Source organism: Streptomyces sp. NPDC021019 (genome assembly GCF_044333295.1).
Taxonomy (GTDB): Bacteria; Actinomycetota; Actinomycetes; order Streptomycetales; family Streptomycetaceae; genus Streptomyces.
The window spans coordinates 568,525-589,191 of the sequence record NZ_JBIRQR010000001.1 but is presented as its reverse complement, the minus strand read 5'-3'; the positions used below and the strand labels follow the sequence as shown (position 1 = coordinate 589,191).

Annotated in this window: 23 protein-coding genes and 1 pseudogene; 11 read left to right on the top strand and 13 right to left on the bottom strand. The window is 71.9% G+C overall.

From position 1 onward, the window contains the following. Nucleotides 1-12: 12 nt before the first annotated feature. Nucleotides 13-1,011: a hypothetical protein gene (locus ACH4RG_RS02750; RefSeq protein WP_398539004.1), complete on the bottom strand. Its 999-nt coding sequence runs from the start codon at nucleotides 1,009-1,011 to the stop codon at nucleotides 13-15. Nucleotides 1,012-1,812: 801 nt separating this feature from the next. On the opposite strand from ACH4RG_RS02750, the gene ACH4RG_RS02745 reads away from it, so the two are divergent. Continuing rightward, nucleotides 1,813-2,118, top strand: coding sequence for a DUF6342 family protein (locus tag ACH4RG_RS02745; RefSeq protein WP_397918363.1), 306 nt, complete (start codon nucleotides 1,813-1,815; stop codon nucleotides 2,116-2,118). 750 nt (nucleotides 2,119-2,868) lie between these two features. Here ACH4RG_RS02745 and ACH4RG_RS02740 read toward each other — a convergent pair. From ACH4RG_RS02740 to ACH4RG_RS02725, 4 genes are all read right to left on the bottom strand, one after another. Continuing rightward, entirely contained in the window at nucleotides 2,869-3,306 is a 438-nt protein-coding gene (locus ACH4RG_RS02740; protein WP_397927490.1) for a GNAT family N-acetyltransferase, read from the bottom strand. Between the two features lie 86 nt (nucleotides 3,307-3,392). Next, nucleotides 3,393-3,830 carry a hypothetical protein gene (locus tag ACH4RG_RS02735; RefSeq protein WP_397927489.1) on the bottom strand — a complete coding sequence of 146 codons (438 nt, stop codon included), beginning with the start codon at nucleotides 3,828-3,830 and terminating at the stop codon, nucleotides 3,393-3,395. A gap of 5 nt (nucleotides 3,831-3,835) precedes the next feature. Further along, complete coding sequence (locus ACH4RG_RS02730; protein ID WP_397927488.1) at nucleotides 3,836-4,261, bottom strand: hypothetical protein; 426 nt, start codon at nucleotides 4,259-4,261, stop codon at nucleotides 3,836-3,838. Beyond that, nucleotides 4,258-4,518, bottom strand: coding sequence for a hypothetical protein (locus ACH4RG_RS02725; protein ID WP_398161891.1), 261 nt, complete (start codon nucleotides 4,516-4,518; stop codon nucleotides 4,258-4,260). The genes ACH4RG_RS02730 and ACH4RG_RS02725 overlap by 4 nt, the downstream gene beginning before the upstream one ends. Before the next feature lie 104 nt (nucleotides 4,519-4,622). Here ACH4RG_RS02725 and ACH4RG_RS02720 point away from each other — a divergent pair, with 104 nt between their 5' ends. Together ACH4RG_RS02720 and ACH4RG_RS02715 are read left to right on the top strand one after the other, a co-directional pair. Continuing rightward, the gene (locus ACH4RG_RS02720; protein ID WP_398539003.1) at nucleotides 4,623-5,453 is read left to right on the top strand and encodes a helix-turn-helix domain-containing protein; all 831 of its coding nucleotides are present in this window, start codon (nucleotides 4,623-4,625) and stop codon (nucleotides 5,451-5,453) included. Further along, entirely contained in the window at nucleotides 5,450-5,659 is a 210-nt protein-coding gene (locus tag ACH4RG_RS02715) for a DUF397 domain-containing protein (RefSeq protein ID WP_398539002.1), read from the top strand. Before ACH4RG_RS02720 ends, ACH4RG_RS02715 begins: the two co-directional genes overlap by 4 nt. A gap of 71 nt (nucleotides 5,660-5,730) precedes the next feature. Here the strand turns inward: ACH4RG_RS02715 and ACH4RG_RS02710 are convergent, their stop codons facing one another. Further along, nucleotides 5,731-6,252, bottom strand: a complete 522-nt coding sequence (locus ACH4RG_RS02710; protein WP_398161895.1) for an SgcJ/EcaC family oxidoreductase — start codon at nucleotides 6,250-6,252, stop codon at nucleotides 5,731-5,733. Between the two features lie 180 nt (nucleotides 6,253-6,432). Here ACH4RG_RS02710 and ACH4RG_RS02705 point away from each other — a divergent pair, with 180 nt between their 5' ends. Continuing rightward, complete coding sequence (locus ACH4RG_RS02705; protein ID WP_398539001.1) at nucleotides 6,433-7,275, top strand: NAD(P)H-binding protein; 843 nt, start codon at nucleotides 6,433-6,435, stop codon at nucleotides 7,273-7,275. 33 nt (nucleotides 7,276-7,308) lie between these two features. Here ACH4RG_RS02705 and ACH4RG_RS02700 read toward each other — a convergent pair whose 3' ends face one another. The 3 genes from ACH4RG_RS02700 to ACH4RG_RS02690 form a co-directional block, all read right to left on the bottom strand. After that, the gene (locus tag ACH4RG_RS02700) at nucleotides 7,309-7,968 is read right to left on the bottom strand and encodes a DUF5063 domain-containing protein (protein WP_397918372.1); all 660 of its coding nucleotides are present in this window, start codon (nucleotides 7,966-7,968) and stop codon (nucleotides 7,309-7,311) included. A 131-nt stretch (nucleotides 7,969-8,099) separates the two neighbouring features. Next, entirely contained in the window at nucleotides 8,100-8,699 is a 600-nt protein-coding gene (gene recR / locus ACH4RG_RS02695; protein WP_018961762.1) for a recombination mediator RecR, read from the bottom strand. Nucleotides 8,700-8,830: 131 nt separating this feature from the next. Further along, nucleotides 8,831-9,175, bottom strand: coding sequence for a YbaB/EbfC family nucleoid-associated protein (locus ACH4RG_RS02690; protein ID WP_397919256.1), 345 nt, complete (start codon nucleotides 9,173-9,175; stop codon nucleotides 8,831-8,833). A gap of 367 nt (nucleotides 9,176-9,542) precedes the next feature. On the opposite strand from ACH4RG_RS02690, the gene ACH4RG_RS02685 reads away from it, so the two are divergent. Next, nucleotides 9,543-10,343, top strand: coding sequence for an SLATT domain-containing protein (locus ACH4RG_RS02685; RefSeq protein ID WP_397918373.1), 801 nt, complete (start codon nucleotides 9,543-9,545; stop codon nucleotides 10,341-10,343). 180 nt (nucleotides 10,344-10,523) lie between these two features. On the opposite strand, the gene ACH4RG_RS02680 is transcribed toward ACH4RG_RS02685, so the two are convergent. The 3 genes and pseudogenes from ACH4RG_RS02680 to ACH4RG_RS02670 all read right to left on the bottom strand — a co-directional run bounded on the left by ACH4RG_RS02680 (nucleotide 10,524) and on the right by ACH4RG_RS02670 (nucleotide 13,695). Then, entirely contained in the window at nucleotides 10,524-11,174 is a 651-nt protein-coding gene (locus ACH4RG_RS02680) for a hypothetical protein (protein WP_397918374.1), read from the bottom strand. Between the two features lie 192 nt (nucleotides 11,175-11,366). Continuing rightward, nucleotides 11,367-12,098: pseudogene (locus ACH4RG_RS02675) on the bottom strand (GntR family transcriptional regulator); the annotation flags it as partial. 214 nt (nucleotides 12,099-12,312) lie between these two features. Next, a complete protein-coding gene (locus ACH4RG_RS02670; protein ID WP_398161903.1) occupies nucleotides 12,313-13,695 on the bottom strand; it encodes an aspartate aminotransferase family protein in 1,383 nt (460 codons plus the stop codon). 190 nt (nucleotides 13,696-13,885) lie between these two features. Here ACH4RG_RS02670 and ACH4RG_RS02665 point away from each other — a divergent pair, with 190 nt between their 5' ends. The 3 genes from ACH4RG_RS02665 (at nucleotide 13,886) to ACH4RG_RS02655 (ending at nucleotide 17,146) form a co-directional block, all read left to right on the top strand. Next, a complete protein-coding gene (locus ACH4RG_RS02665; protein ID WP_397927482.1) occupies nucleotides 13,886-14,491 on the top strand; it encodes a type 1 glutamine amidotransferase family protein in 606 nt (201 codons plus the stop codon). After that, nucleotides 14,484-15,008, top strand: coding sequence for a MarR family winged helix-turn-helix transcriptional regulator (locus tag ACH4RG_RS02660; protein WP_397918378.1), 525 nt, complete (start codon nucleotides 14,484-14,486; stop codon nucleotides 15,006-15,008). Before ACH4RG_RS02665 ends, ACH4RG_RS02660 begins: the two co-directional genes overlap by 8 nt. A gap of 347 nt (nucleotides 15,009-15,355) precedes the next feature. After that, nucleotides 15,356-17,146 carry a serine/threonine-protein kinase gene (locus ACH4RG_RS02655; protein ID WP_398539000.1) on the top strand — a complete coding sequence of 597 codons (1,791 nt, stop codon included), beginning with the start codon at nucleotides 15,356-15,358 and terminating at the stop codon, nucleotides 17,144-17,146. Here ACH4RG_RS02655 and ACH4RG_RS02650 read toward each other — a convergent pair. Further along, the gene (locus ACH4RG_RS02650) at nucleotides 17,128-18,528 is read right to left on the bottom strand and encodes an MFS transporter (RefSeq protein WP_398538999.1); all 1,401 of its coding nucleotides are present in this window, start codon (nucleotides 18,526-18,528) and stop codon (nucleotides 17,128-17,130) included. The two genes, ACH4RG_RS02655 and ACH4RG_RS02650, sit on opposite strands and share 19 nt — an antisense overlap. On the opposite strand from ACH4RG_RS02650, the gene ACH4RG_RS02645 reads away from it, so the two are divergent. The 3 genes from ACH4RG_RS02645 (at nucleotide 18,444) to ACH4RG_RS02635 (ending at nucleotide 20,605) form a co-directional block, all read left to right on the top strand. Continuing rightward, on the top strand, nucleotides 18,444-18,761 hold the full coding sequence (locus tag ACH4RG_RS02645) for a hypothetical protein (RefSeq protein WP_398539409.1): 318 nt from the start codon (nucleotides 18,444-18,446) through the stop codon (nucleotides 18,759-18,761). The two genes, ACH4RG_RS02650 and ACH4RG_RS02645, sit on opposite strands and share 85 nt — an antisense overlap. Nucleotides 18,762-18,831: 70 nt before the next feature. Then, entirely contained in the window at nucleotides 18,832-19,410 is a 579-nt protein-coding gene (locus ACH4RG_RS02640; protein WP_397918382.1) for a TetR/AcrR family transcriptional regulator, read from the top strand. Nucleotides 19,411-19,651: 241 nt separating this feature from the next. Continuing rightward, complete coding sequence (locus tag ACH4RG_RS02635; protein WP_397918383.1) at nucleotides 19,652-20,605, top strand: aldo/keto reductase; 954 nt, start codon at nucleotides 19,652-19,654, stop codon at nucleotides 20,603-20,605. The last annotated feature ends 62 nt before the right edge of the window (nucleotides 20,606-20,667 follow it).

Here is a 20,667-nt window from a genome sequence, read left to right as displayed (position 1 = left end):
GCGCGCGCCCGTTCACCTGCGCGACCTCGGGGCCGGGAGGACCGGGCGGACAGTGGCCGAGCGGAGTTCGGCCATGCGGGCGGCGACGTCGACCTCGGCGCGCGGGCGGGCCAGGAAGGTGTCGGGGACGTCGCCGGTCAGGCCGGCCGCCTCGTCGCGGGCGACCTGGGCGCGGCAGTCCGGGCACACGCCGTGGTCCAGCGTGGTCGTCGTCTCGTCCTCGTCGCAGAAGAGGCACATCATCACCATGCCCACGATCTGCTCGCTCGGGTGGTCGTTCTCCGGCCGGGGTGCGGGGCTGGGCGGCATCTTGGTCTCCAGTCGTTTACGGAGGAGGGGTCCGGCGGAGTGCACGGACGCCGGCAGGCCCGAGGTCAGGGCCTGGGTGATCTGTTCGCGGCCGACGCCGCGCGCCAGCCACTCCCCGACCAGGTGTTCCAGCTGCACGCAGTCACCCTCGGAGAGCTGGAGCCGGGGCTCGCGGCGGCCGAGCCCGGCGAGGACGTCGTACGCCTCGGAGCGCGGGGCCCGGACGCCGGGCTCGGGCTCCGGCTCCGGCTCCCCGACCGCCTGCCCGGCAGCTGGGGCCGGAGGCTGGCCCGGCGCGTCCAGGCCCCGGACGAACCGCACGTGGGCGGCCCACCAGGCGGCGTCGCGGGCGGTCCGGGAGAAGTACGTACGCGTCACCCAGCGCATCTGGCCGTCGGCCACGGTGACATGGACCCTGATGCGCCGCAGATGCCCGGCCCGGGTCAGCCGGTCGAGCGCGCTGCGGCACGCCTGCTGCCCGAAGTCCGGCAGCTCCTCGGCAAGGACCTTGTAGCCGATCGCCGCGCCTTCGGGTAGCCGGTCGATGTACGAGGCGATGGCCGCCTCACGCGGCTCCAGACCGGTGAAGTCGGTAGCGCGGGGCGGGGCTTGATCGGGGGCGTGCCGCTTTCCGTACCCGGCTTTCGCCATGGGGTGGGCGGCGGGTGCGCGCAGGACGGCACTAAGGTTGGCGGCAGCCATGGGGATCGCCTTTCTAGGGGCTTCGATCTCTTACGGTCAGACCCCGGTCGGTGTTGGTAGCACCACCGGGGTTGTCCGTTTTACGGATAGTGGGTTGCTCATCGCGAACCTAGAGCGTGCGTACGCTCCGGCGCAACCCAGTCACCAACCGTCACTTCTGGTCGAATTCGCGCAGCCCGCAGGGTGGTTCGAAACCTGATCAGAGTGCGGGGAGGGAGGGAGGGAGGGTGGGTTGAACCCAACCACCCATCCCTACAGAGAGAGCTCGAAGCCCGGTACTCGCGGCTCGGGGCTTGAGCCTCGGGCGGACCTGCGGAGACGTGCGTTTCACGGCGTTGCCCGTGATCCGCGTCCGATGGGGCCTGCGCTCCCCTACAGCTCCCCGGGGACCGCACTGCCGGATGGAGAGGCAACCGATAGGTCGCGCATACGTCGTCAGTTCCTCCATAGCTGTTGGCACTGCCCCTGCCCGGCAGCCGTCGCGTCGGCCGCCGGGTGCTTGTTGTCGGCCGCGTGGTGTTGCGACTCGGCTAGGCCGTTTCCTTCGGATCAGCTGGTCCGCCAGGCTGAGGGAGTCGATCTATCCGTTACCCCGCGAGAACCGTCACGCACGGCTCTTTTCGGGCTTTTTTCACCTCCAGCACTTTGAGGCGACTTCACGACAAAGCATGACGAAAATCGGACATAGTCCCGCGATGTAAAGCCGTCATGTGAACAAAATGCGTAGGTTCTGGGCTCGGCTCGGGAAGCCCTGTGGCACCCGGCCGCAAGTTCGTCCACAGCAACCGGAGGGGAAATCGCATGCCTGACATCGACCTCGGCTTGGCATCTGACTGGGACGAGGGGACCGGGGACACCCACGGCCGCGTCAAGCTGCGGCAGAACCAGACCTACCCGACTGCGCCGAAGAAGGACGTGCTCATCAGCTCGCCGGTGAGCATCGAGCTGTCCGTGAACACGAACCACTCCACTTCGCAGGAGGCGGACAAGATCTACTTCACGACCCACCACGGCTCCACAAAGAAGATCATCGCCGTGCTCGACTCCGACGGGAACCTGCACATCGCCGGCCGCCTGATCACCGAGCAGAAGAACCTCGGCTACTAGGCAGCTTCTCTCGGATCACCTTGCTGACCAGATGAAGATGGCGGCGAGGTGGAGTCCGGCGAGGTAGCTCTCGGGGGTTTTGTCGTAGCGGGTGGGTGCGCCACGAGGCGCCATGGAATCGAGTGAGGTGAGAGACCTTCACCACCGGGTTGTCGCAGCAATCCGGCCGAAGCTGGGGCCAGTTCGGCTCGGTGGACGTCGAGCCGAGCGGCAAGCAGCCGGGAAAACGCCGGGACGGGTTGGTACTGCCAGACAACCCGGGCCCGGCTAGCAAGACAGGAAGGTGCACGCGAGACATCAGTGCCTGACGCCCCGTAATTACGCCACCGGCTCGAACCTGGCGGACCTGGGCCGGACGCAGTGCACGACCACCATCACTCGTCGGTGGTGGTCGACTCCGAAGCCGACTCAACTCGACGTATGGAGCCGTGCGGGACGCGTCGCCCGGTGGCCGACTTCAACGAACGGGCGCGTGAGCTGGTCGCCGCAGCGCAACGGCCGCACCTCAACGACAAAGGTGCCCCGCCCCGGCATCAACCGAGGTCGGGCACGCACCGGTAGCGGGGAAGTGGTGGTGCTCGATGCAGCCGTGCCAGTATCAGCCGTCGACGAACGCGGCGACGCGGACCTCGGTGAACACAACGTCGGGCGTTGGCACCGAGACCCTCATCCTTCGAAACGCAGCCGATCGTGATGACTTCACCCGCGTCCGACAAGTCGACTGGCGTCCCCGTCCACAGGGATGGCCGGTCAGTCCCCCATGGAGAACCGAAAGACCGTGGACTCCCTGGCCGTGAAACCCAGCCGCTCGTACAACCGGTTCGCCGCCTCACGGTCCGGACGGGACGTGAGGTCCACTGTCCGTGCTCCCGCATCCCGAGCCAGCCCCAAAGCATGCCGAGTCAGTGCCCCTGCCACTCCCTGGCCGCGTGCCGACCGGTCGACAACCACATCCTCCACCCGAGCCCGAAGCCCAGACGGAAGGGGGAACAGCAGCAGCGTCAGCGTCCCGACGATCTCACCCGCTACCCGCGCCACCAGCACGACGTTGGAGTCGCACCGCACCAACCGTCCAACAGCCTCATGGTCCAGAGGCTTCGCAGTCGCCGACAGTTGCGGCAACAGGCGGCCGAACGCATCCACAACTTCCGGGCTGGGCTGCTGAACGACTTCCACTCCGACACTCATGGGCGAGAGCCTATCGATAGCCTCCGGCGCTATCCGAGGACAAGTGCCCGGATATGGCGTCCTCGCGGAGGGCGTCGACAGGGGCCTCAGGTCGCCACCCCGCCGCCTCCGTCGCGGTCGCGTCGTACGTCCTCCCGGATGCGCTCCGCCATCAGGTCGGCGAGCGGATCCGTCACGTCCCAGGAGTGTGCGGCGGGGTGCCGGTCGTACAGCACGCAGGCGTCTCCGTCCTTGACGGACAGGCGGTGGATGACGGCCGGGCACGGCAGCAGCTCCGCGAAACGGAACTTCCGCCGCCCGTCGCCGTCGCTCCAGAACATCCACAGATCCCGCCCGGCCGGAGCCGAGGCCGACCAGAGCTGGGCCGCGTGCTCGACCCCCTCCTCGTGCTCGCCGAGCTCACAGAGCAGGAACTCGTCCAGATCGGGCGCTTCCGACGCCTGCCCCGGCCCGTCCGCCAGGCCCATGAGCGCGACCCGCGCACCCATCTCGGGAAGTTCACTGAAGGCGGTGCACTGCAACATGACGCTCATCCTTGCCGGAGAGAACAGAGAGGGACAGAGGCACGCGCGGGAGCGGGGGCGGGGGCCAGGGGGCGCATGACGAGCCCGTACCAGGCAGCCGCGTCCCGGGCGACGAACTCGTACGGCAGCCCCTCCGCAAGCCGCCCCAGCGCATAGTCGTGCTCACGGAAACTGCCCGCCCAGGACCGGAGTTCGGCCGGCGCGTCACGCCGACCCCCGGCCGGGACCGGGTACAGCGCACGGGCCGGGACCCAGGGCGCGTACGGGTCCGGATCGAGCGCGTCCGCGAAACGCCGGGCCTGCCGCACCAGCCAACGCAGCGCCAGCCGCCGCGTCGGCGCAAGAACCCCGCCCAGCCGGACACTCCTCGCCGCGTCACCGCCGCGACTCTCGGCGACATACCAACACCCGCGCGCCTGGAACGCGTTCACAGCACCTCGCCCCGGCTGCGGGCATTCAGCCGCGCCGTCCTGACCCGAAGCTGCTCCATCAGGAGCGCCGGCCGGACCCGGTGAGGCTCCGCCTCCCACTCCGCCCCGCCACCCACCGGCCGCAACGACCAGTAAGGGCCGGCCACCCCACGGAACTCCCCCACCCGGTCACCACGACCGGAGTCCACCACAAGCGTTCCGAGGGCCGGAAGGTCGGGAGGCTCCTGCGCATTCGGACAAGCGTTCTCGCCATACACCTATCGCTCCTCTCCGTAGCCAATTGACTACCGGGGCGATTCAGCGTGGCCTACGGTCGAGATGTCTTCAACTTACGCAAACTGACAGGCAAGTTAGGTGTCGCATGGTGAACCGGAAGGAACTGGATCCCGAGCGGTCGGCGAATGCCGCGTTCGGAGCACTTCTCCGCAGCTTGCGGGACGAGCGCGGCTTGACACAGGACGAGCTCGGCGCCCTCATGAGGTGCTCGGGGGCGCATATTTCCGCCGTGGAAACTGGCAGACGGTCTCCAACCGACGCCTTTGCGGCAAAGGCTGACAGGGCGCTCGGCACAGGCGACCGCCTACAGCGTCAGAGCCGGGCCGTCAGGTACACGGCACTGCTGGAGGGATTCCCGGCGTACGTGAAGCACGAGGAGCGCGCGGCGGAGATCAGGCTGTACGAAGTCGGCGTCATCCCGGGACTTCTCCAGACACCGGCGTACGCGGCGACGCTGGAGGCGGACGCCGTACGCCGGGAAGCCATCACGCCGGAACAGGCCGACGAACGGGTGGCGTTGGTGGCGCAGCGACAGGCCGCGCTCGTACGTACCCCGGCCCCCTTGCTGTTCGCGGTCCTGGACGAGGGATGCCTTCTCCGGCCGATGGGCGGCCCGGCAGTCATAGCAGCTCAACTCGACCGGCTGCTGGCCTTCGCCGAGCAGCCGAACACCGTGCTCCAGGTCGCCCCGTTCCAGATGGGGGAGCGTCGGCCGTTCACCCTGCCGATCACCATCCTGACCATGCCCGACCGCTCGCTGATGTCGTACGCCGAGTCCGCCCAGCACGGGTATCTGGAACGCAACAACGCACTCGTCCTCCCCCTGTTGACGGCCTACCATCAACTCCAGGCAGAGGCGCTGTCGCAAGCGGCTTCCGTAGCCATGATCAGAAAGTTACGAAAGGGCATCCAGTGACGACCGAAACCCCCCGTTGGTTCACGTCCTCGTACAGCGGCAACGGCGGCCAGTGCGTCGAGGTCGCCACCAACCTCGCCACCCCGCACGGCATCGTCCCCGTCCGCGACTCCAAGAACGCCGGCGGCCCGGCCCTGACCATCCCCGCCACCGCGTTCACCGCGTTCGTCGCGGGCGTCCGGGCCGGGGACTTCGGCACCGCCTGAGCCACCCGAGCAGACAGCCCCACCGTGCCCGCAGCACGGTGGGGCTTCGCCATGCACGCACCGGGTGCCGTTCAGCCCGCCGTCAGCGTCTCCACGTCGAGGACCTGGGTGTTCTGCGCGGCGGCGATACGCCAGATCCCGTCGTCCTTGGCGAGTACGTACGTCGGGGTGCCCGGGACGGCCTCCGGGTGGGCGGCCATCAGCTCCGAGGGGTCCTCCTGGCCGTGGAATACCTCGTCCAGGAACCGGCCTCCGTCCCGGGTGGCCGGGCGCTGGCGGATCTTGACGGCGGCGATGTCGGGGCGGATGAAGAGGATCAGGTCGACCGTGTACGTGGCGGTCACCGGGGAGTCCGCCTGCGGGGGCAGCACCTTGCGGGTGAAGGCGCTGATCTCCGGCAGTCCGGTCAGCCGCTTGCCGTGGGCCGTGGTCCAGACGGCGTCCTCGCGGAAGCCGTCGAGGAAGGCGTCGGGCAGCGCGTTCTGCTGGGCGTGCTGCACGCCGGCGACGAACGCGACGATGGCGTCCACGTCCTCCTGCGGGGCGGGCACTCCGATGACGGTGGGCGTGCTGGCGGGGGCCTTGGCGCTCATGAGGAATCTCCTTGCGGGGCGTGGCCGTCGTGTCGGCCGTTCAGCAGAAGCCTCGGCCCTCGAGCGCGGTTGAGGTCAAGTGGCGGAGGGACCCGCCAACCGGCTTGATATCAAGGCTGGTTGAGGTTCTAGCGTTTCCGTCATCGAGCAGGCCATGACCGGACAGAGGAGCGCTCAGCGATGATTTTGGTGACCGGTGCGACCGGGAACGTCGGCAGCGAGCTGGTGCGGCAGTTGTCCGTGGACGGGCACAGGACCGGCGTCCGGGCGCTGACCCGGGACGCGGCGCGGGCCGGGGCCTCGATGCCCGACGGGGTCGAGGTCGCGGAGGGCGACCTGGGGCGGGCCGAGTCGCTGGAGTCCGCTCTGGGAGGCGTGCGTTCCCTGTTCCTGATCTCGGGCGTCGGCGACGACGCCGGAGTGCTCGACGCCGCCCGGGACGCGGGGGTGGAGCACGTGGTGCTGGTCTCCTCCATCACCGTCATGACCCATCCGCACCTCGGCCCGGCGCGGGCGAATCTCACCGTCGAACGCCGGCTGCGGGAGAGCGGGATGGAGTGGACCGTCCTGCGGCCGACGCAGTTCGCCTCCAACACCCTCTGGTGGGCGCGGTCCGTACGCGACGAGTCCGTGGTGCGCGTGCCGTACGCGGACGTCGGGCTGCCGACCGTCCACCCCGCCGACATCGCCTCGGTGGCCCGTGCGGCACTGACCGGACCGGGTCACCGGGGGCGGACCTACCCGCTCACCGGGCCGGAGCTGATCAGCCCGCGGCGGCAGGCCGACGAGCTGGGGCGGGCCCTGGGCCGGAAGGTGGCCTGCGTCGGAATCGCCCGGGAGGAGGCCTACCCGCCGATGGCCGCGATGATGGGGACCGAGGTCGCGGACAGCGTCCTCGACCTGATGGGCGGCGACGTCAACGACGCGCTGCTGGCCGTCCACGACACCGTGGCCCGGGTCACCGGCTCGCCCGCCCGCCCCTACCGCCGCTGGGCCGAGGAGAACGCCGACGCGTTCCGGTGAGGGCCCGCGCGTCCGGGGGCCCGCCGGCTTCGGCTACTTCACCGGGCGCAGGCCCAGCGGTCCCGCGATCTCCTCCAGCATCACGCGGCCCGCCTCCTCGGCGAGGTCCTCCTCGCCCGGGTCCTGGTCGGTGTCCAGGCCGTCCAGCTCCTCCAGGGGCTGGCCGAGGCGGATGTGGGCGACCAGGGACTGGAGGGCGCGGAGGGTGGCGGAGGCGGTGGAGCCCCAGTTGGAGAAGTACGAGAACTGCCACCACCACAGCGCCTCGGCGGTGCGCTCGGCGTCGTAGTGCGCGAGGCCGTGGCCGAGGTCGGTGACCAGGTCGGCCAGGTCGTCGGAGATCCGGTGCGGGACCGGGGCCTTGCGGGGCTCGTACGGGTCGAAGACCTCGGAGTAGACGTCGATCGGCTCCAGCAGCGCCGCGAACCGCTCGCGCAGGCCGTCCGCGTCCGGCTCGGGGCCGAGGTCCGGTTCGTACCTCTCGTCGGGCAGGACGTCCTCGTACGCGCCGAGCCGGCCGCCCGCGAGCAGGAGCTGCGAGACCTGGAGGAGCAGAACCGGTACGGCCTCTTCCGGCTCGTCGACCTTGGACACCTCGGTGACCGCGACGATGAACGTCTTGATCTGGTCCGCGATCTGGACGGCGAAGTCGCCCGGGTCCTGCGTGACGGAGTTCAGCGTGGCGTCAGACATCGAGGGGACCTCCCGTGGGCGCGGTCACAGACGGTGAAGCGGACGACGAAGGGGACAAGGAAGTGGAGAACGAAAACGAAGCGGGCAGCGGAGCGGACTGCGGTGCGTGACGAGGGCGTACGCCGGTGGTGTCAGACATCCAGCAGCCGCCTCCCCTCGAAGGCACGGCCCAGGGTGACCTCGTCGGCGTACTCCAGGTCGCCACCGACCGGCAGGCCGCTGGCCAGCCGGGTCACCCTGAGGCCCATCGGCTTGACCATCCGCGCCAGGTACGTCGCGGTGGCCTCGCCCTCCAGGTTGGGGTCGGTCGCGAGGATCAGCTCCGTGATGGAGCCGTCCGCGAGCCGCGCCAGCAGCTCGCGGATACGCAGGTCGTCCGGGCCGACGCCCTCGATGGGGCTGATCGCCCCGCCCAGGACGTGGTAGCGGCCCCGGAACTCACGCGTCCGCTCGATCGCCACGACGTCCTTGGGCTCCTCGACCACACAGATGACGCTCCGGTCGCGGCGCGCGTCCCGGCAGATGCCGCACTGCTCCTGCTGCGCGACATTGCCGCACACCTCGCAGAACCGGACCTTGTCCTTGACCTCCAGGAGGGAGTGCGCGAGCCGTCGTACGTCCGTGGGCTCGGCCTGGAGGATGTGGAAGGCGATCCGCTGCGCGCTCTTGGGACCGACGCCGGGCAGCCTGCCCAGTTCGTCGATGAGGTCCTGAACAACGCCTTCGTACAACGGAACGCCTTTCTTTGCTTTCTGCTCCGTACCGTAGTGGGTACGGGTCGGTACCAGTAGGCCTCGCGGGCCCGGCTCCGTCCGGTCCGGTCAGAACGGTCAGAGCGGTTGGCCCGGTCGGCCCGGCCCGGTCAGAACGGCAGGCCGGGGATGCCGCCCCCGCCGCCCAGGCCCTGGGCCAGCGGGCCGAGCTTCTCCTGCTGGAGCGTCTGCGCGTTCTCGTTGGCCGCCTGGACGGCCGCGACGACGAGGTCGGCGAGCGTCTCGGTGTCCTCCGGGTCCACCGCCTTCGGGTCGATCACCAGGGCGCGGAGCTCGCCGGAGCCGGTCACGGTGGCCTTCACGAGACCACCGCCCGCCTGTCCGTCGACCTCGGTCCTGGCCAGTTCCTCCTGGGCCGCTGCGAGATCCTGCTGCATCTGCTGGGCCTGCTGGAGCAACTGCTGCATATTGGGCTGACCACCACCGGGAATCACGGTCACTCCTGGCATTTCGACGACAAATGTTTCGGTACGCCGAGCCTACGTGCTCCCCGGTCACCGCGCTCCACCCGCCAGGGACCAACTCTTTCGGGTGAGATTCAGGAAGCGGCGTAAGCGCTCCTATACCTGACCAGCGGCCGCGCACAGGCGGGAATCCCGCGATTTCGACCCCACGGCCCACCATTCGGCGGTAGGAAGGGCATGCACATCGACACACGAGCGTGCATGTGCGGTGACGCAGAGTTACCTCGCGGGGGTCGTCGGTCGCGCGGGCCGCCCCGCCCTCTCCGGGCCGGTCGGGTCCGGTGCCGGGAAGCCCTACGCGTCCGTCCCGTCCGTCAGAGTGCAGAGGAGTGCCCCGGTGAGTCAGCCGGAGATGCAGCCCGAGGGGCCGCCCCGCAAGGAGTCCGATGCGGGATCCGGTGAAAACGGAGCAGAGCATTCCGCTTCCGGTCCGGGCAGGGGACGCCCCGCCGGGCGTGATCTGACCGGGCGCCCCTTCCCCCTCGGCGACTGGGGCGAGCCGGCCGAGCGGCTCGACGAGCTCTACCGCTGGGTCGAGGCCGGGGCGCTGGACACCGCCGAGTGGTATCTCAACGACCGGATCCGGAAGCGCCGGGCCGCCAGGGCCCTGCGGATGGGCACCGCCGCCGGGGTGGTCGCCGGGGCCGCCCTGCCACTGCTCGACCTGACCGGCGCCCTGAGCGGCTCGGCGGGCTGGGGCTATCTGTCCCTGCTGCTGGGGACCGCCTGCATGGCCTGCGACCGGTACTTCGGTCTCACCTCCGGGTGGATAAGGAACCTCGCCACGGCCCAGGCCGTACAGCGGCGGCTCCAGGTGCTCCAGTACGACTGGGCCTCGGAGTGCGTACGGGAGATGCTCGGGCCGACCGAGGGCACGGCCAGCGAGGCGGCCGACCGGTGCCTGGGGGTGCTGCGGAGGTTCTCCGAGGACGTCACCGAGCTGGTGCGGTCGGAGACGGCGGACTGGATGGTGGAGTTCCGGGCGGGGCCCGCGCCGATGGGCATGCAGGCCCTGGCTACGGGCAGCGCCGGGGGGCGCGGCGAGTCGGGGGCGGCGCCGGGGCGGTTCTCCATGCCTTCGGTGGCGGCGCGGCCGAACATGCCGCGGCAGCGGCCGCCGGAGTCGCCGCCGCGGTGACGAGTCCGCGGCGAGGGCCGGGGCTGGGGCCGGGGCCGGGGCGCGGTGCAGGCTTCGGGGCGCTGCCCCCGGACCCCCGGTCCTCGATCGCCGGACGAGCTGAATGGGGCGTCCGGTCCGCCGACGGAAGCGGAGGGGACTGGAACGCGGCGTCCCCCGTCCGTGGGTGCTGGACAGGGCCTAGCTGAAGATGATCATTGAGCCCTGGGCCAGGCTGCGGGTCGCCGCCGCGTGGAGGCCGAGCCAGACATGGCGTTCCCGGGCGAACGGGCTGTCGTCGTAGGGGATCGGGTCCGCCGGTTCCTCCAGGGCCGTGGGGCCGGAGGGCGGTCGCGGGGCGGCCGGCGGGTTGGCCGGGTCGATGCCGATGGACGGGGCGACGAACTGCAGCTCGCGCAGCAGACCGTGCGCGGAGCCCAGCGGGCCGCCGCCCGCCAGGAGCGCGTCGTCGGCCAGGGGGGCCGGGAAGTCCACCGGGACGTACGCCCCGGCGTGGTCGTAGTGCCACACCAGATGAGACTGCTGCGCGGCCTGCTCGAACATTTCGAGGAGCTGCTCGTAGTCGCCGTCGAGACCCGCGACGGGCGTGACGGCCAAGCCGCTCAGCTGGAGCAGATAGGCGCGGCGCAGGAAGTGCAGGGCGTCGTAGTCGAAGCCGGCCACGGGGGCGACTTCCCCGTTGAGGCCCGGCATGTAGGCGTAGACGGGGACGGGCGGCAGCCCGGCGTCGTTCAGCGCCTTGTCGTAGACGGCGATCTCTTCGGCGAACGGATTGTCGGCGCTGTGGCACAGCACGTCGACGAGGGGGACCAGCCACAGGTCACAGGCCACGAAGTCTCGCTCTCCAACGGGTGCGGGCGATCGTCGGGACAGCGTAATGCGGGGCGAACCTCACGCACAGTGCCCCAGGGTCTTCGAGGTCCTCGGAGTGCCCGGGAACTCCCGGGACTTCCCGGACTCCCGGGACTTCCCGGACTCCCCGGACTCCCGGGACTCCCCGGACTCCCGGGACTCCCCGGACTCCCGGGACTCCCGGGACTCCCGGGACTCCGCAGGGGCCGACGGTCCGGGGGCGTCTCCCCCGGCTGCCCGCGCCTCCAGCCGGTCCGCCCAGGCGAGCGCGTGCGCGTAGTAGGAGTGCAGGGCGGCGTGGACCTGCTCGTGGCCGCCCCGGGCGATGGCCTCGACCAGGTCCTCGTGACCGAACCAGAGCACGCCCTCGTCCATGCCGTCACGGCGCAGCCGGTGTACGGCGAACACCCAGGCCTGGACGCGGAGCCGGGTGAGGAAGTCGGAGACGTACGGGTTGAGGACGAACTGCCCCAGCTCCCGCCAGAACCGCAGGTCGTACCCGATCAGCACGTCGAGGTCGCCGCCCTTCGCCGCGCGGACCGCCTCCGCCGCCCGACGGCGGATGGAGGCGAGCCCCTCGGGCCGGACCGCGACCCGCTCGGCGGGGTTGCGGAAGAGGCCCTCGACGACGAGGGCGCGGGCCTCGGCCATCGCGCGGTAGTCGGAGACGGTGAACTCACGCACCTGGAAGCCCCGGTGCTGGTCCGAGGCGAGGAGCCCCTGTGCGGAGAGGTCGAAGAGCGCCTCACGGACGGGCGTCGCGGAGACCCCGTACTGCTCGGCGATCTGCTTGACGGTGAACTCCCGGCCCGGCGGAAGACGCCCTGCCAGCACCTCGTCACGCAGCGCGTCGGCGATCTGCTGGCGCAGGGTGTTGCGCGTCACACCTCCGCTCGGACTCATACCGGCCCCCATCCGTCCATCTGCCCCTGCCCGCCCTCGACCCCCGTACACCGACCGTTTTCGGCGCCGACCGTTTCCGGCGGGGGTCATTCTGGTTCGGGTCACCTTAAGCCAGGGCACCGCCGTGCCCGATTCCGGGCACGGCGGGATGGGCGCAAGGTCGATCACGTACAGAACCGTGCAGTCCGGTTACCCGGCGTGCGGTCCGGGGGCGTTACGCCCCCTGCACCGTGTACGCGTCGGCGACGGAGAGAGCGACGTCCAGGGCCGCCAGCCCTTCCTTGGCCTCGGCCTCGGAGACGTTGCAGGCGGGGACGGCATGGGTCCGGTTCATGTTGATGAACGGCCACAGCCCCTGCTTCTTCGCCGCGGCGCCGAAGGCCGCCATGGGGGCGTTGGCCTCGCCCGAGGCGTTGTACGGGACGAGCGGCTCGCGGGTCTCCCGGTCGCGGACCAGTTCCAGCGCCCAGAACGCGCCGAGGCCGCGCACCTCGCCCACCGAGGGGTGGCGCTCGGCGAGTTCGCGCAGGCCGGGGCCGAGGACCCGCTCGCCGATCCGGGCCGCGTGCTCGACCACCTTCTCGTCCTCCATCACGCCGATGGTGGCGACGGCGGCGGCGCAGGCCAGCGGGTGCCCGGAGTAGGTGAGGCCGCCGGGGTAGGGGCGGGTCTCGAAGGTCGCGGCGATCTCGGCGTTGATGGCGACGCCGCCCAGCGGTACGTAACCGGAGTTGACGCCCTTGGCGAAGGTCAGCAGGTCCGGCACGACGTCGAAGTGGTCGGCGGCGAACCAGGCGCCGGTGCGGCCGAATCCGGCCATCACCTCGTCGAGCACGAAGACGATCCCGTACCGGTCGCAGATCTCGCGGACGCCCGCCAGATAGCCCGGCGGCGGGGTCATGATGCCCGCCGTGCCCGGGATGGTCTCCAGGATGATCGCGGCGATGGTGGCCGGGCCCTCGAAGGCGAGGGTGTCCTCCAGGTGTTGGAGGGCGCGGGCGCACTCCTCGGCCTCGTTCGCCGCGTGGAACGGGGAGCGGTAGAGGAACGGGGCCCAGAAGCGGACGACGCCCGCCGAGCCGTTGTCGGAGGGCCAGCGGCGCGGGTCCCCGGTGAGGTTGATCGCGGTGGAGGTGGCCCCGTGGTACGAGCGGTAGGCGGACAGCACCTTCGTGCGGCCGGTGTGCAGCCGGGCCATGCGGATGGCGTTCTCGACGGCCTCGGCCCCGCCGTTGGTGAAGAAGATCTTGTCCAGGTCGCCCGGGGTGCGCTCGGCGATGAGGCGTGCGGCCTCGGAGCGTGCCTCGATCGCGAACGCGGGCGCGAAGGTGGCGAGCTTGCCCGCCTGCTCCTGGATCGCGGCGATCACGGTGGGGTGCTGGTAGCCGATGTTGGTGTAGACGAGCCCGCTGGTGAAGTCCAGGTAGCGGTTGCCGTCGTAGTCCCAGAAGTAGGACCCCTCGGCGCCGGCGACGGCGAGCGGGTCGATGAGGCCCTGGGCGGACCAGGAGTGGAACACGTGCGCGCGGTCCGCGGCCTTCACGGCCGCACCGGCCGCGGGGTCGGCGGACGGGGCATGAGGGGCATGAGGGGTCATGCGGCGAGCGTAGGCGCTGGTGGGGGCCGCCTCCATGGCCACCTTGTACGGCCTGGGGCGGATGGGTCGGCAGGGTGTCGGGTCCGGCCGGTCCGGCCCGGGTCAGGGTCTCCGCGCGAGTCCACCCCTGCCGCATTGACAGCATGCTGCCAACATGACAGCCTTCTGTCATTGAGCCTAGGAGGCCATCATGCCCAGCAGCAGCACCGGAACCGTGCATCTCGCCGTCTACGACACCTTCGCCGACTGGGAGACCGGGTACACCACCGCCCATCTCGCGCGGAACGGCTACATCGTGCGGACCGTGGGGCCTTCCCCGGAGCCGGTGACGACCATGGGCGGCCTACGCGTCCAGCCCGACCTGTCGCTGGACGAACTGCGGTCGCAGGACAGCGCGTTGCTCATCCTGACCGGTGCGGACACGTGGGACTCGGGCGACGGGCTGGCCCCGTTCGCGCGGGCCGCCCGGGGTTTCCTGGACGCGGGGGTCCCGGTCGCGGCGATCTGCGGGGCGACGGCCGGGCTGGCCCGGGAGGGGCTGCTGGACAGCCGCGCGCACACGAGTGCGGTCTCCTTCTACCTGGCGGCGACGGGGTACGCGGGCGGCTCGCGGTACGTGGAAGCGGACGCGGTCACGGACGGCGGGCTGATCACGGCCGGGCCGACGGAGCCGGTGGCGTTCGCGCGCGAGGTCTTCGCGCTGCTCGGGGTGTACGGGCCGGAGAAGCTGGACGCGTGGTACCGGCTGTTCCACGACTCGGACGCGAGCGCGTACGAGGTGTTGCAGGGTGAGTGAGGGGGCGGGGCGCGTCCCGTCCGAGCAGGAGTTGCTGAGCCGTGCGGCGCTGACGGTGTTCCGGCTGAACGGGCAGTTCCTGTCGGTGGCCGACGAGTTGGCGCGGCCGGGCGGTCTCACGGCGGCGTGGTGGCAGGTGCTGGGGGCGGTGCTGGTGGAGCCGTTGCCGGTGGCGGGGATCGCGCGGGCGATGGGGATCACCCGGCAGAGTGTGCAGCGGATCGCGGATCTGCTGGTCGGGCGGGGGCTCGCGGAGTACGCGGAGAACCCGGCCCATCGTCGGGCGAAGCTGTTGCGGGTGACGGAGGCGGGGCGGGAGGCGGTGTCCCGGATCAACCCGCCGCACGCGGAGTTCGCCGCGCGGCTCGCGGGGGAGCTGGGGGTGGAGGGGCTGGCGGAGACGGTGCGGGTGCTGGAGCGGTTGTCGGGGGCGGTGGAGAACCTGACCGCTGCGGAGCCGGCCGGGCCCGGGCAATCCGGTCCGGGGCCAGTCGCCCCGAGTCCGTCCGGCGCTTGAGGACGGAACCGTGCCGTATCGGACCTCGGTCGGACCTCGGCGCCGCCGGGTGGGTTCCTGCGGGCACCGGCGTTGTTGCGTGCGTCGCCCCTGGCCGATCAAGGGTTCCGTCTCTGTCCTCGAGCGCCGGACGGGCTGAAGAGCGCGGGGCCCCCGTCCCGGGCCACGCGTCCCTCCTCAAAGCGCCGGACGGGCTGAAGTGTGCTGGGCCGAGGCTGGAGCGTGCCGGCCCGTCCTGGGGGCGGGGGGAACCAGAGAGACGGGGTGCCGTGTCCTAGGCGGGAGGCAGGAGGCGCATCGGGGACGGCGATAATCTCGTGCGGGCCGCACGGGGGAGGAAGCGCACCATGGACAAGCTCGGGTTCGACGACCCGCACCGCGTCGGTGCGTACCGCCTCCTGGGCCGCCTGGGCGAGGGCGGCATGGGCCAGGTCTTCCTCGCCCGCTCCGACCGAGGCCGCACCGTCGCCCTCAAGCTCGTCCGCCGCGAGCTCGCCGAGCAGCCCGAATTCCGGGCCCGCTTCCGCCAGGAGGTCCGTGCCGCACACCGCGTCGGCGGGGCCTGGACGGCACCGGTGCTGGACTCCGACACCGAGGCCCCCGTCCCCTGGGTCGCCACCGGTTACGTCGCCGGGCCCTCCCTCCATCGCATCGTCTCGGGCCGCCCCGGCGCCCCGGTCACGGATTCGGGGGCGTACGGGCCGCTGCCGTCGCGTTCCGTACGCTTCCTCGGCTCCGGGCTCGCCCACGCGCTCCAGCACATCCATGAGGCCGGGCTCATCCACCGGGACCTGAAGCCCTCCAACGTCCTGATGACCATCGACGGCCCCCGGGTCATCGACTTCGGGATCGCCCGTGCCCTGGAGTCCGTGCCCGACGGCGAACTGACCCGCACCGGGGCTCTGGTCGGCTCCCCCGGCTTCATGGCCCCCGAACAGGTGCGCGGCGAGCGCGTGACCACCGCGTGCGACGTGTTCTGTCTCGGGTCCGTCCTCGCGTACGCCGCTTCGGGCCGACTGCCGTTCGGGACGACGGAGAGCGGCGGGGTCCACGCCCTGATGTTCCGGATAGCCCAGGAGGAACCGGAACTGACCGGGGTTCCGGAGGACCTGGCCGGCATCATCCGCGACTGCCTGGCGAAGGACCCGGCGGCCCGCCCCGGCACCGGCGAGATCCTGGCCCGCCTCGGCGAGGCGGAGGCGCAGGCGGACGAACCCTGGCTGCCCGCCACCCTGATCGCCCAGCTCGGCCGCCATGCCGTGGGGTTGCTCGACGCGGAGGACCCGGAGGGCCCGGACGGGCCGGACCGGCCGGACGACCCACGCGGTCGGCAAGCTCCGCACAGCCCTCCAGGCGCCCTGGGCGTCCAGCATCCGCAGCACCCCCGCACCCCCCAGCACCCCCAGGCCGCCCCGGCGAGCCCGGAGACGGCCGGGAGCCCCGCACGGCCGCCCGTCGCCCCGATACCGCCCGGGCCCCACCCGTACGCTCCCCACCACCCGCCGTACGGCACCCCCGCCGCCCCGTGGCCGGCCCCCGGCCGTACCGCCGAACAGTCCCTCCCCCCGGCCTACTTCGCGCCCACGGCTCCCCCGCCCGCCCGGGAGCGCCGCTCCGCCGGGGCCACCGCCGCGCTGGTCGCCGTCGCCGTGGTCGTGGCGATCGGGGCGGGCGGATCGGTGTACGCGTTCATGAACGGCGCCGCCCCGGGGACGACCGCGTCCCCCGGCCCCTCGGGCTCCGCCGAAACCGGGGGCGGGCAGCAGGGAAGCCAGAGGGGTGCCGTCCCGGAGGACTTCCTGGGGACCTGGACCGGCTCCATACCCGGCGAACAGGGCGCTTCCTCACGGACGTTGACCATCCGGCAGGGGAACGTGGGCGACCAGGTCCTCGTCCTGACCGCTGAGGGGCCCCTCGCCTCCGGATCCTCGTACCGCTGCGAGTTCGCCGCCCCCCTCGCCGACCGGCCCACCGGGGACGGCCCGGTCCGTATCGGGCCGTCCACGGTGTCCTCCGGCCGTCCGGCCTCCTCCTGCACGCCCGGCAAGCCCACCGAACTGACCCTGCTCCCGGACGGGGACCTGCGCCGGTCCACGGCCGGGACGGGCGAGAGCCTGATCTACACCAGGTCGGACTGAGAGGCTCCGGGGACCCGCGCACCGGGCGGCTCCACGCCCGCCCCGGAGGACGGTGTCCGCAGCGCCCGGGTGATCAGCGCCGCACCGCCCAGCAGCACGAGCACCACCACCATCGCGTTCCGCAGCCCCACGTGGTCGGCCAGGAAGCCCAGCGAGGGCGGGCCGACCAGAAACGCCGCGTAGCCCGCCGTCGAGACCGCCGCGACCCGGGCCGAAGCGTTCCGCACGCCCTCGCCCGCCGCCGAGATCGTGACCGGGAACCCCAGCGACGCGCCGAGGCCCCACAGCACCACCGCCGCCCCGGCGAGCAGCGCGTCGTCGGAGAAGATCACCAGGGCCACGCCGACCGCCGCCACCACGGCGCTCGCCCGGACCACGGCCGCCGGGCCGTAGCGCACCAGCAGGGGCCCGCCCGTGAACCGGCCCGTCGTCATCGCGACGGCGAACAGCATGAACGTCAACGAACCGGCCGTCGCACTCGTCCCGTGACCGTCCACCATCAGCAGCGGCAGCCAGTCGTTGGCGGAACCCTCGGCGAAGGCCATGGCCAGCACGATCAAACCGATCAGCACCAGCCGCCGGTCCCGCCAGACCACCAGCTGCGCGCGCACCCCTCCGGTCCGCTGCCCGTCACCGGCCTCCGCCTCCTCCTGCCCCGTGCCCGCAGGCACCGCCCGTACGGTCCACGCCCCGGCCGCCGCGACGGCGACGGCTATCGCCGCCAGGTGCCAGCCGACCGGGAACCGGACCGCCGTCAGCCCCATCCCGACCAGCGCGCCGACCACGGTCCCCAGGCTGAAGCAGCCGTGCAGCACCGGCAGGACGGGGCGGCCCAGGGTCCGTTCGACGGCCGCGCCCTCGATGTTGAACGCCACCTCCGCCAGGCCCAAACCGGCCCCGAACAGCGCGAGTCCGCAGAACACCCCAGCCGACGCCTCCAGCGCCGCACCCCCGGCGATCACCAGCAGCCCGGCCACGAGCAGCCCCGCCCCGACGGCGATCACCAGCCGCCCGCCGTGTCCGCGCACCAGCCCGCCGGAGACCAGCACCCCGGCCATCGACCCGACGGAGAGCCCGAACAGCACGAGACCCATCGATCCGGTCGTCACGTCCAGCGCGTCCCGGACCGCCGGGGTGCGGGCGACCCAGGACGCCATGCTCACCCCGGTGGCGAGCATGAAGAGGAAGAGCGCCGCGCGCCAGCGGCGGGTGGTGGCGTCCATGACCGGCGTGTTCTTCATGGGAGTCGGGCCTCGGCAGATCGGTGGGTTACGGGAAGCGTCGGACGTGCGGGTGCATGAGCGTACGACCGTACACTCCCATCGGTGCGCGGCCCGAGGGGAGGGGACAGCCGTCCTCCATCCCCGATTTCGCCGTTCCACCGCCCGTGGGGGCCGGGGCCGTCGCCTCGCTCGAAGAGGTACTGGCCGATCAACGGCGCGTCCTGGGACGGGTGCGCCCCGACACCCTCGACACCGCGAAGCCGCTCGCTGACTGGCGTCAGCCGCCTGGCAGCAGGCGTGGCGCGACGCCGGCCGGGTGGCGGACCGCCCGGCCGGTCCGCCACCGCCAGGTCAACGGCGAGGAGCAGCTGCCGCCTCGTCGGGCGAACTGATCGGCCGACAGGCTCCCCGCCCCCGCGCTCTATGCTGCGAGGAGGACCGAGCCCACCGAGGAGGCCCCGCGTGGCGACAGGGCGCACCGACCCCGACCGGCGGGACCGCATCATCGACGCCGTGCTGGACCTCATCGTCGACGAGGGCGTCGCGGGTGTCTCGCACCGTAAGGTGGCCGCCCGCGCGGGCGTTCCGCTGGGCTCGATGACGTACCACTTCTCCGGCATGGACGAGCTGCTGCACGAGGCGTTCACGCGTTTCTCCGGCACGATCGTCGCCGTCTTCGAGGAACGCCTCGGCGCCGCGAGCACCCCCGACGAGGCACGCGGGGCCGTCGCCGATCTCGTCCACCACCTCTCCGGCGGCAACCAGCGCGAGCTGATCCTCACCCACGAGCTCTACACCCTCGCCGCACGCCGGCCCGCCTACCGCGAGCTCACCCGCGCCTGGATGGGCCGCAGCCGCCGCGCCCTGGAATGGCACTTCGACCCGGCCACCGCCCGCCAGCTCGACGCGCTCATCGAGGGCCTGTCGATCCACCGCGCCCTGGAGACCGAGCCCCACGAGCGCGCCCTGACGGTCGAGGCGATCGCGCGCATCACGGCGCCGGGCCACGCCGGCGACCAGGGGCCCGGGAAACGCGACTGAGCTCCGTTCGTGGTTCGTGGCACGTCGTGCGGCACCATACGACGCTCGGTTACCGCGGACGACGCCCGGCTTCCGCGGACGACGCCCGGCTTCCGGGCCGACTCTGCCGCGCCCGGTCGGTGGTGAACATCCCGAAGTCGTCCAGAGGTCGGCAAGTAGGAACGGGATGCTGTGCTTCGACAGCGCGGGCTGTTGCTATGAGGTGGTCGCTTTCCTCTCTGGAGAAGGGGGTTCTCGCAGGATGCGAACCACAACACTGGGCCGGGACGGGCCGGTCGTCGGACGGCTGGGACTGGGCGCGATGGGACTCTCGTACCGCTACGCCCCGGCCCTCAGGGACCGGAGCAAGGCCGTGTCGCTGGTCCAGGAGGCGGTGGACCTCGGGGTCAACCTCGTCGAGACGGCCGGCGCCTACGCGGCCGGGGACAACGAGCGGCTGATCGGTGAGGCCATCCGCGGGCGCCGGGACGAGGTGGTGCTGTGCACCGGCGGCGGCCTGCTCGGCGACGCCGACGGTGCGCTGCGACCCGATGGCGGCCCGCAGGCGCTGCGGGACGCGGTCGACGAGAGCCTGCGCCGGCTGCACGTGGACCACATCGACCTCTACCTGCTGCGCCGCGTCGATCCGGTCGTGCCGCTGGAGGAGAGCTGGGGTGCGCTGGCCGAGCAGGTCTGGGCGGGGAAGATCCGCATGCTGGGGCTGCCCGTCGTCACCGTCCAGGAGGCCCGCGCCGCCGAAACCGTGCACGAGGCGGCGGCGATGGCCGCCGAGGTGTCGCTCTTCACCCGCTGCGGTCTCGACGACGTCGTGCCGTACGCGGTGGAGCGCCGGATCGCGCTGCTGGCCGGCGCCCCGCTCGGCCGCGGTCTGCTGACCGGCGCGCTGTCACGCTCCGACGACCTGGCCCCGGACGACTGGCGGCGGACCCAGCCCCGCTTCGCCCCGCGCGCCATCCGCCACAACTACGCCCTCACGCGAGCGGTCGCCCAGGTGGCCGCCCGGCACGAGGCCACCTCCGCGCAGGTCGCCCTGGCGTGGCTGCTCCGGCTCGGCGAGCACGTGGTGGCGCTGCCCGGCACGACGGTGCCGTACCACCTCGCGGAGAACCTCGGCGGCGACCGGATCCGGCTGACCGAACAGGACCTGACCGACCTGGAGTTCCTGCCCTACCCGGCGGGCGCCCCCGAGGTGTGAGCCGAGTCCGGCCCCCGCACCGCCCGCCCCCGCCCCTGGCTCCCCACCACTTCTGGAGTTCT

Bases quoted from the DNA above. Each gene is read 5' to 3' on its own strand.
- ACH4RG_RS02740 (WP_397927490.1), bottom strand. From the start codon at position 3,306: ATGAGTGTCGGAGTGGAAGTCGTTCAGCAGCCCAGCCCGGAAGTTGTG.
- ACH4RG_RS02710 (WP_398161895.1), bottom strand. From the start codon at position 6,252: ATGAGCGCCAAGGCCCCCGCCAGCACGCCCACCGTCATCGGAGTGCCC.
- ACH4RG_RS02655 (WP_398539000.1), top strand. From the start codon at position 15,356: ATGGACAAGCTCGGGTTCGACGACCCGCACCGCGTCGGTGCGTACCGC.
- ACH4RG_RS02735 (WP_397927489.1), bottom strand. From the start codon at position 3,830: ATGTTGCAGTGCACCGCCTTCAGTGAACTTCCCGAGATGGGTGCGCGG.
- ACH4RG_RS02645 (WP_398539409.1), top strand. From the start codon at position 18,444: ATGAGCGTACGACCGTACACTCCCATCGGTGCGCGGCCCGAGGGGAGG.
- ACH4RG_RS02720 (WP_398539003.1), top strand. From the start codon at position 4,623: ATGGTGAACCGGAAGGAACTGGATCCCGAGCGGTCGGCGAATGCCGCG.
- ACH4RG_RS02635 (WP_397918383.1), top strand. From the start codon at position 19,652: ATGCGAACCACAACACTGGGCCGGGACGGGCCGGTCGTCGGACGGCTG.
- ACH4RG_RS02700 (WP_397918372.1), bottom strand. From the start codon at position 7,968: ATGTCTGACGCCACGCTGAACTCCGTCACGCAGGACCCGGGCGACTTC.
- ACH4RG_RS02665 (WP_397927482.1), top strand. From the start codon at position 13,886: ATGCCCAGCAGCAGCACCGGAACCGTGCATCTCGCCGTCTACGACACC.
- ACH4RG_RS02705 (WP_398539001.1), top strand. From the start codon at position 6,433: ATGATTTTGGTGACCGGTGCGACCGGGAACGTCGGCAGCGAGCTGGTG.
- ACH4RG_RS02745 (WP_397918363.1), top strand. From the start codon at position 1,813: ATGCCTGACATCGACCTCGGCTTGGCATCTGACTGGGACGAGGGGACC.
- ACH4RG_RS02670 (WP_398161903.1), bottom strand. From the start codon at position 13,695: ATGACCCCTCATGCCCCTCATGCCCCGTCCGCCGACCCCGCGGCCGGT.
- ACH4RG_RS02750 (WP_398539004.1), bottom strand. From the start codon at position 1,011: ATGGCTGCCGCCAACCTTAGTGCCGTCCTGCGCGCACCCGCCGCCCAC.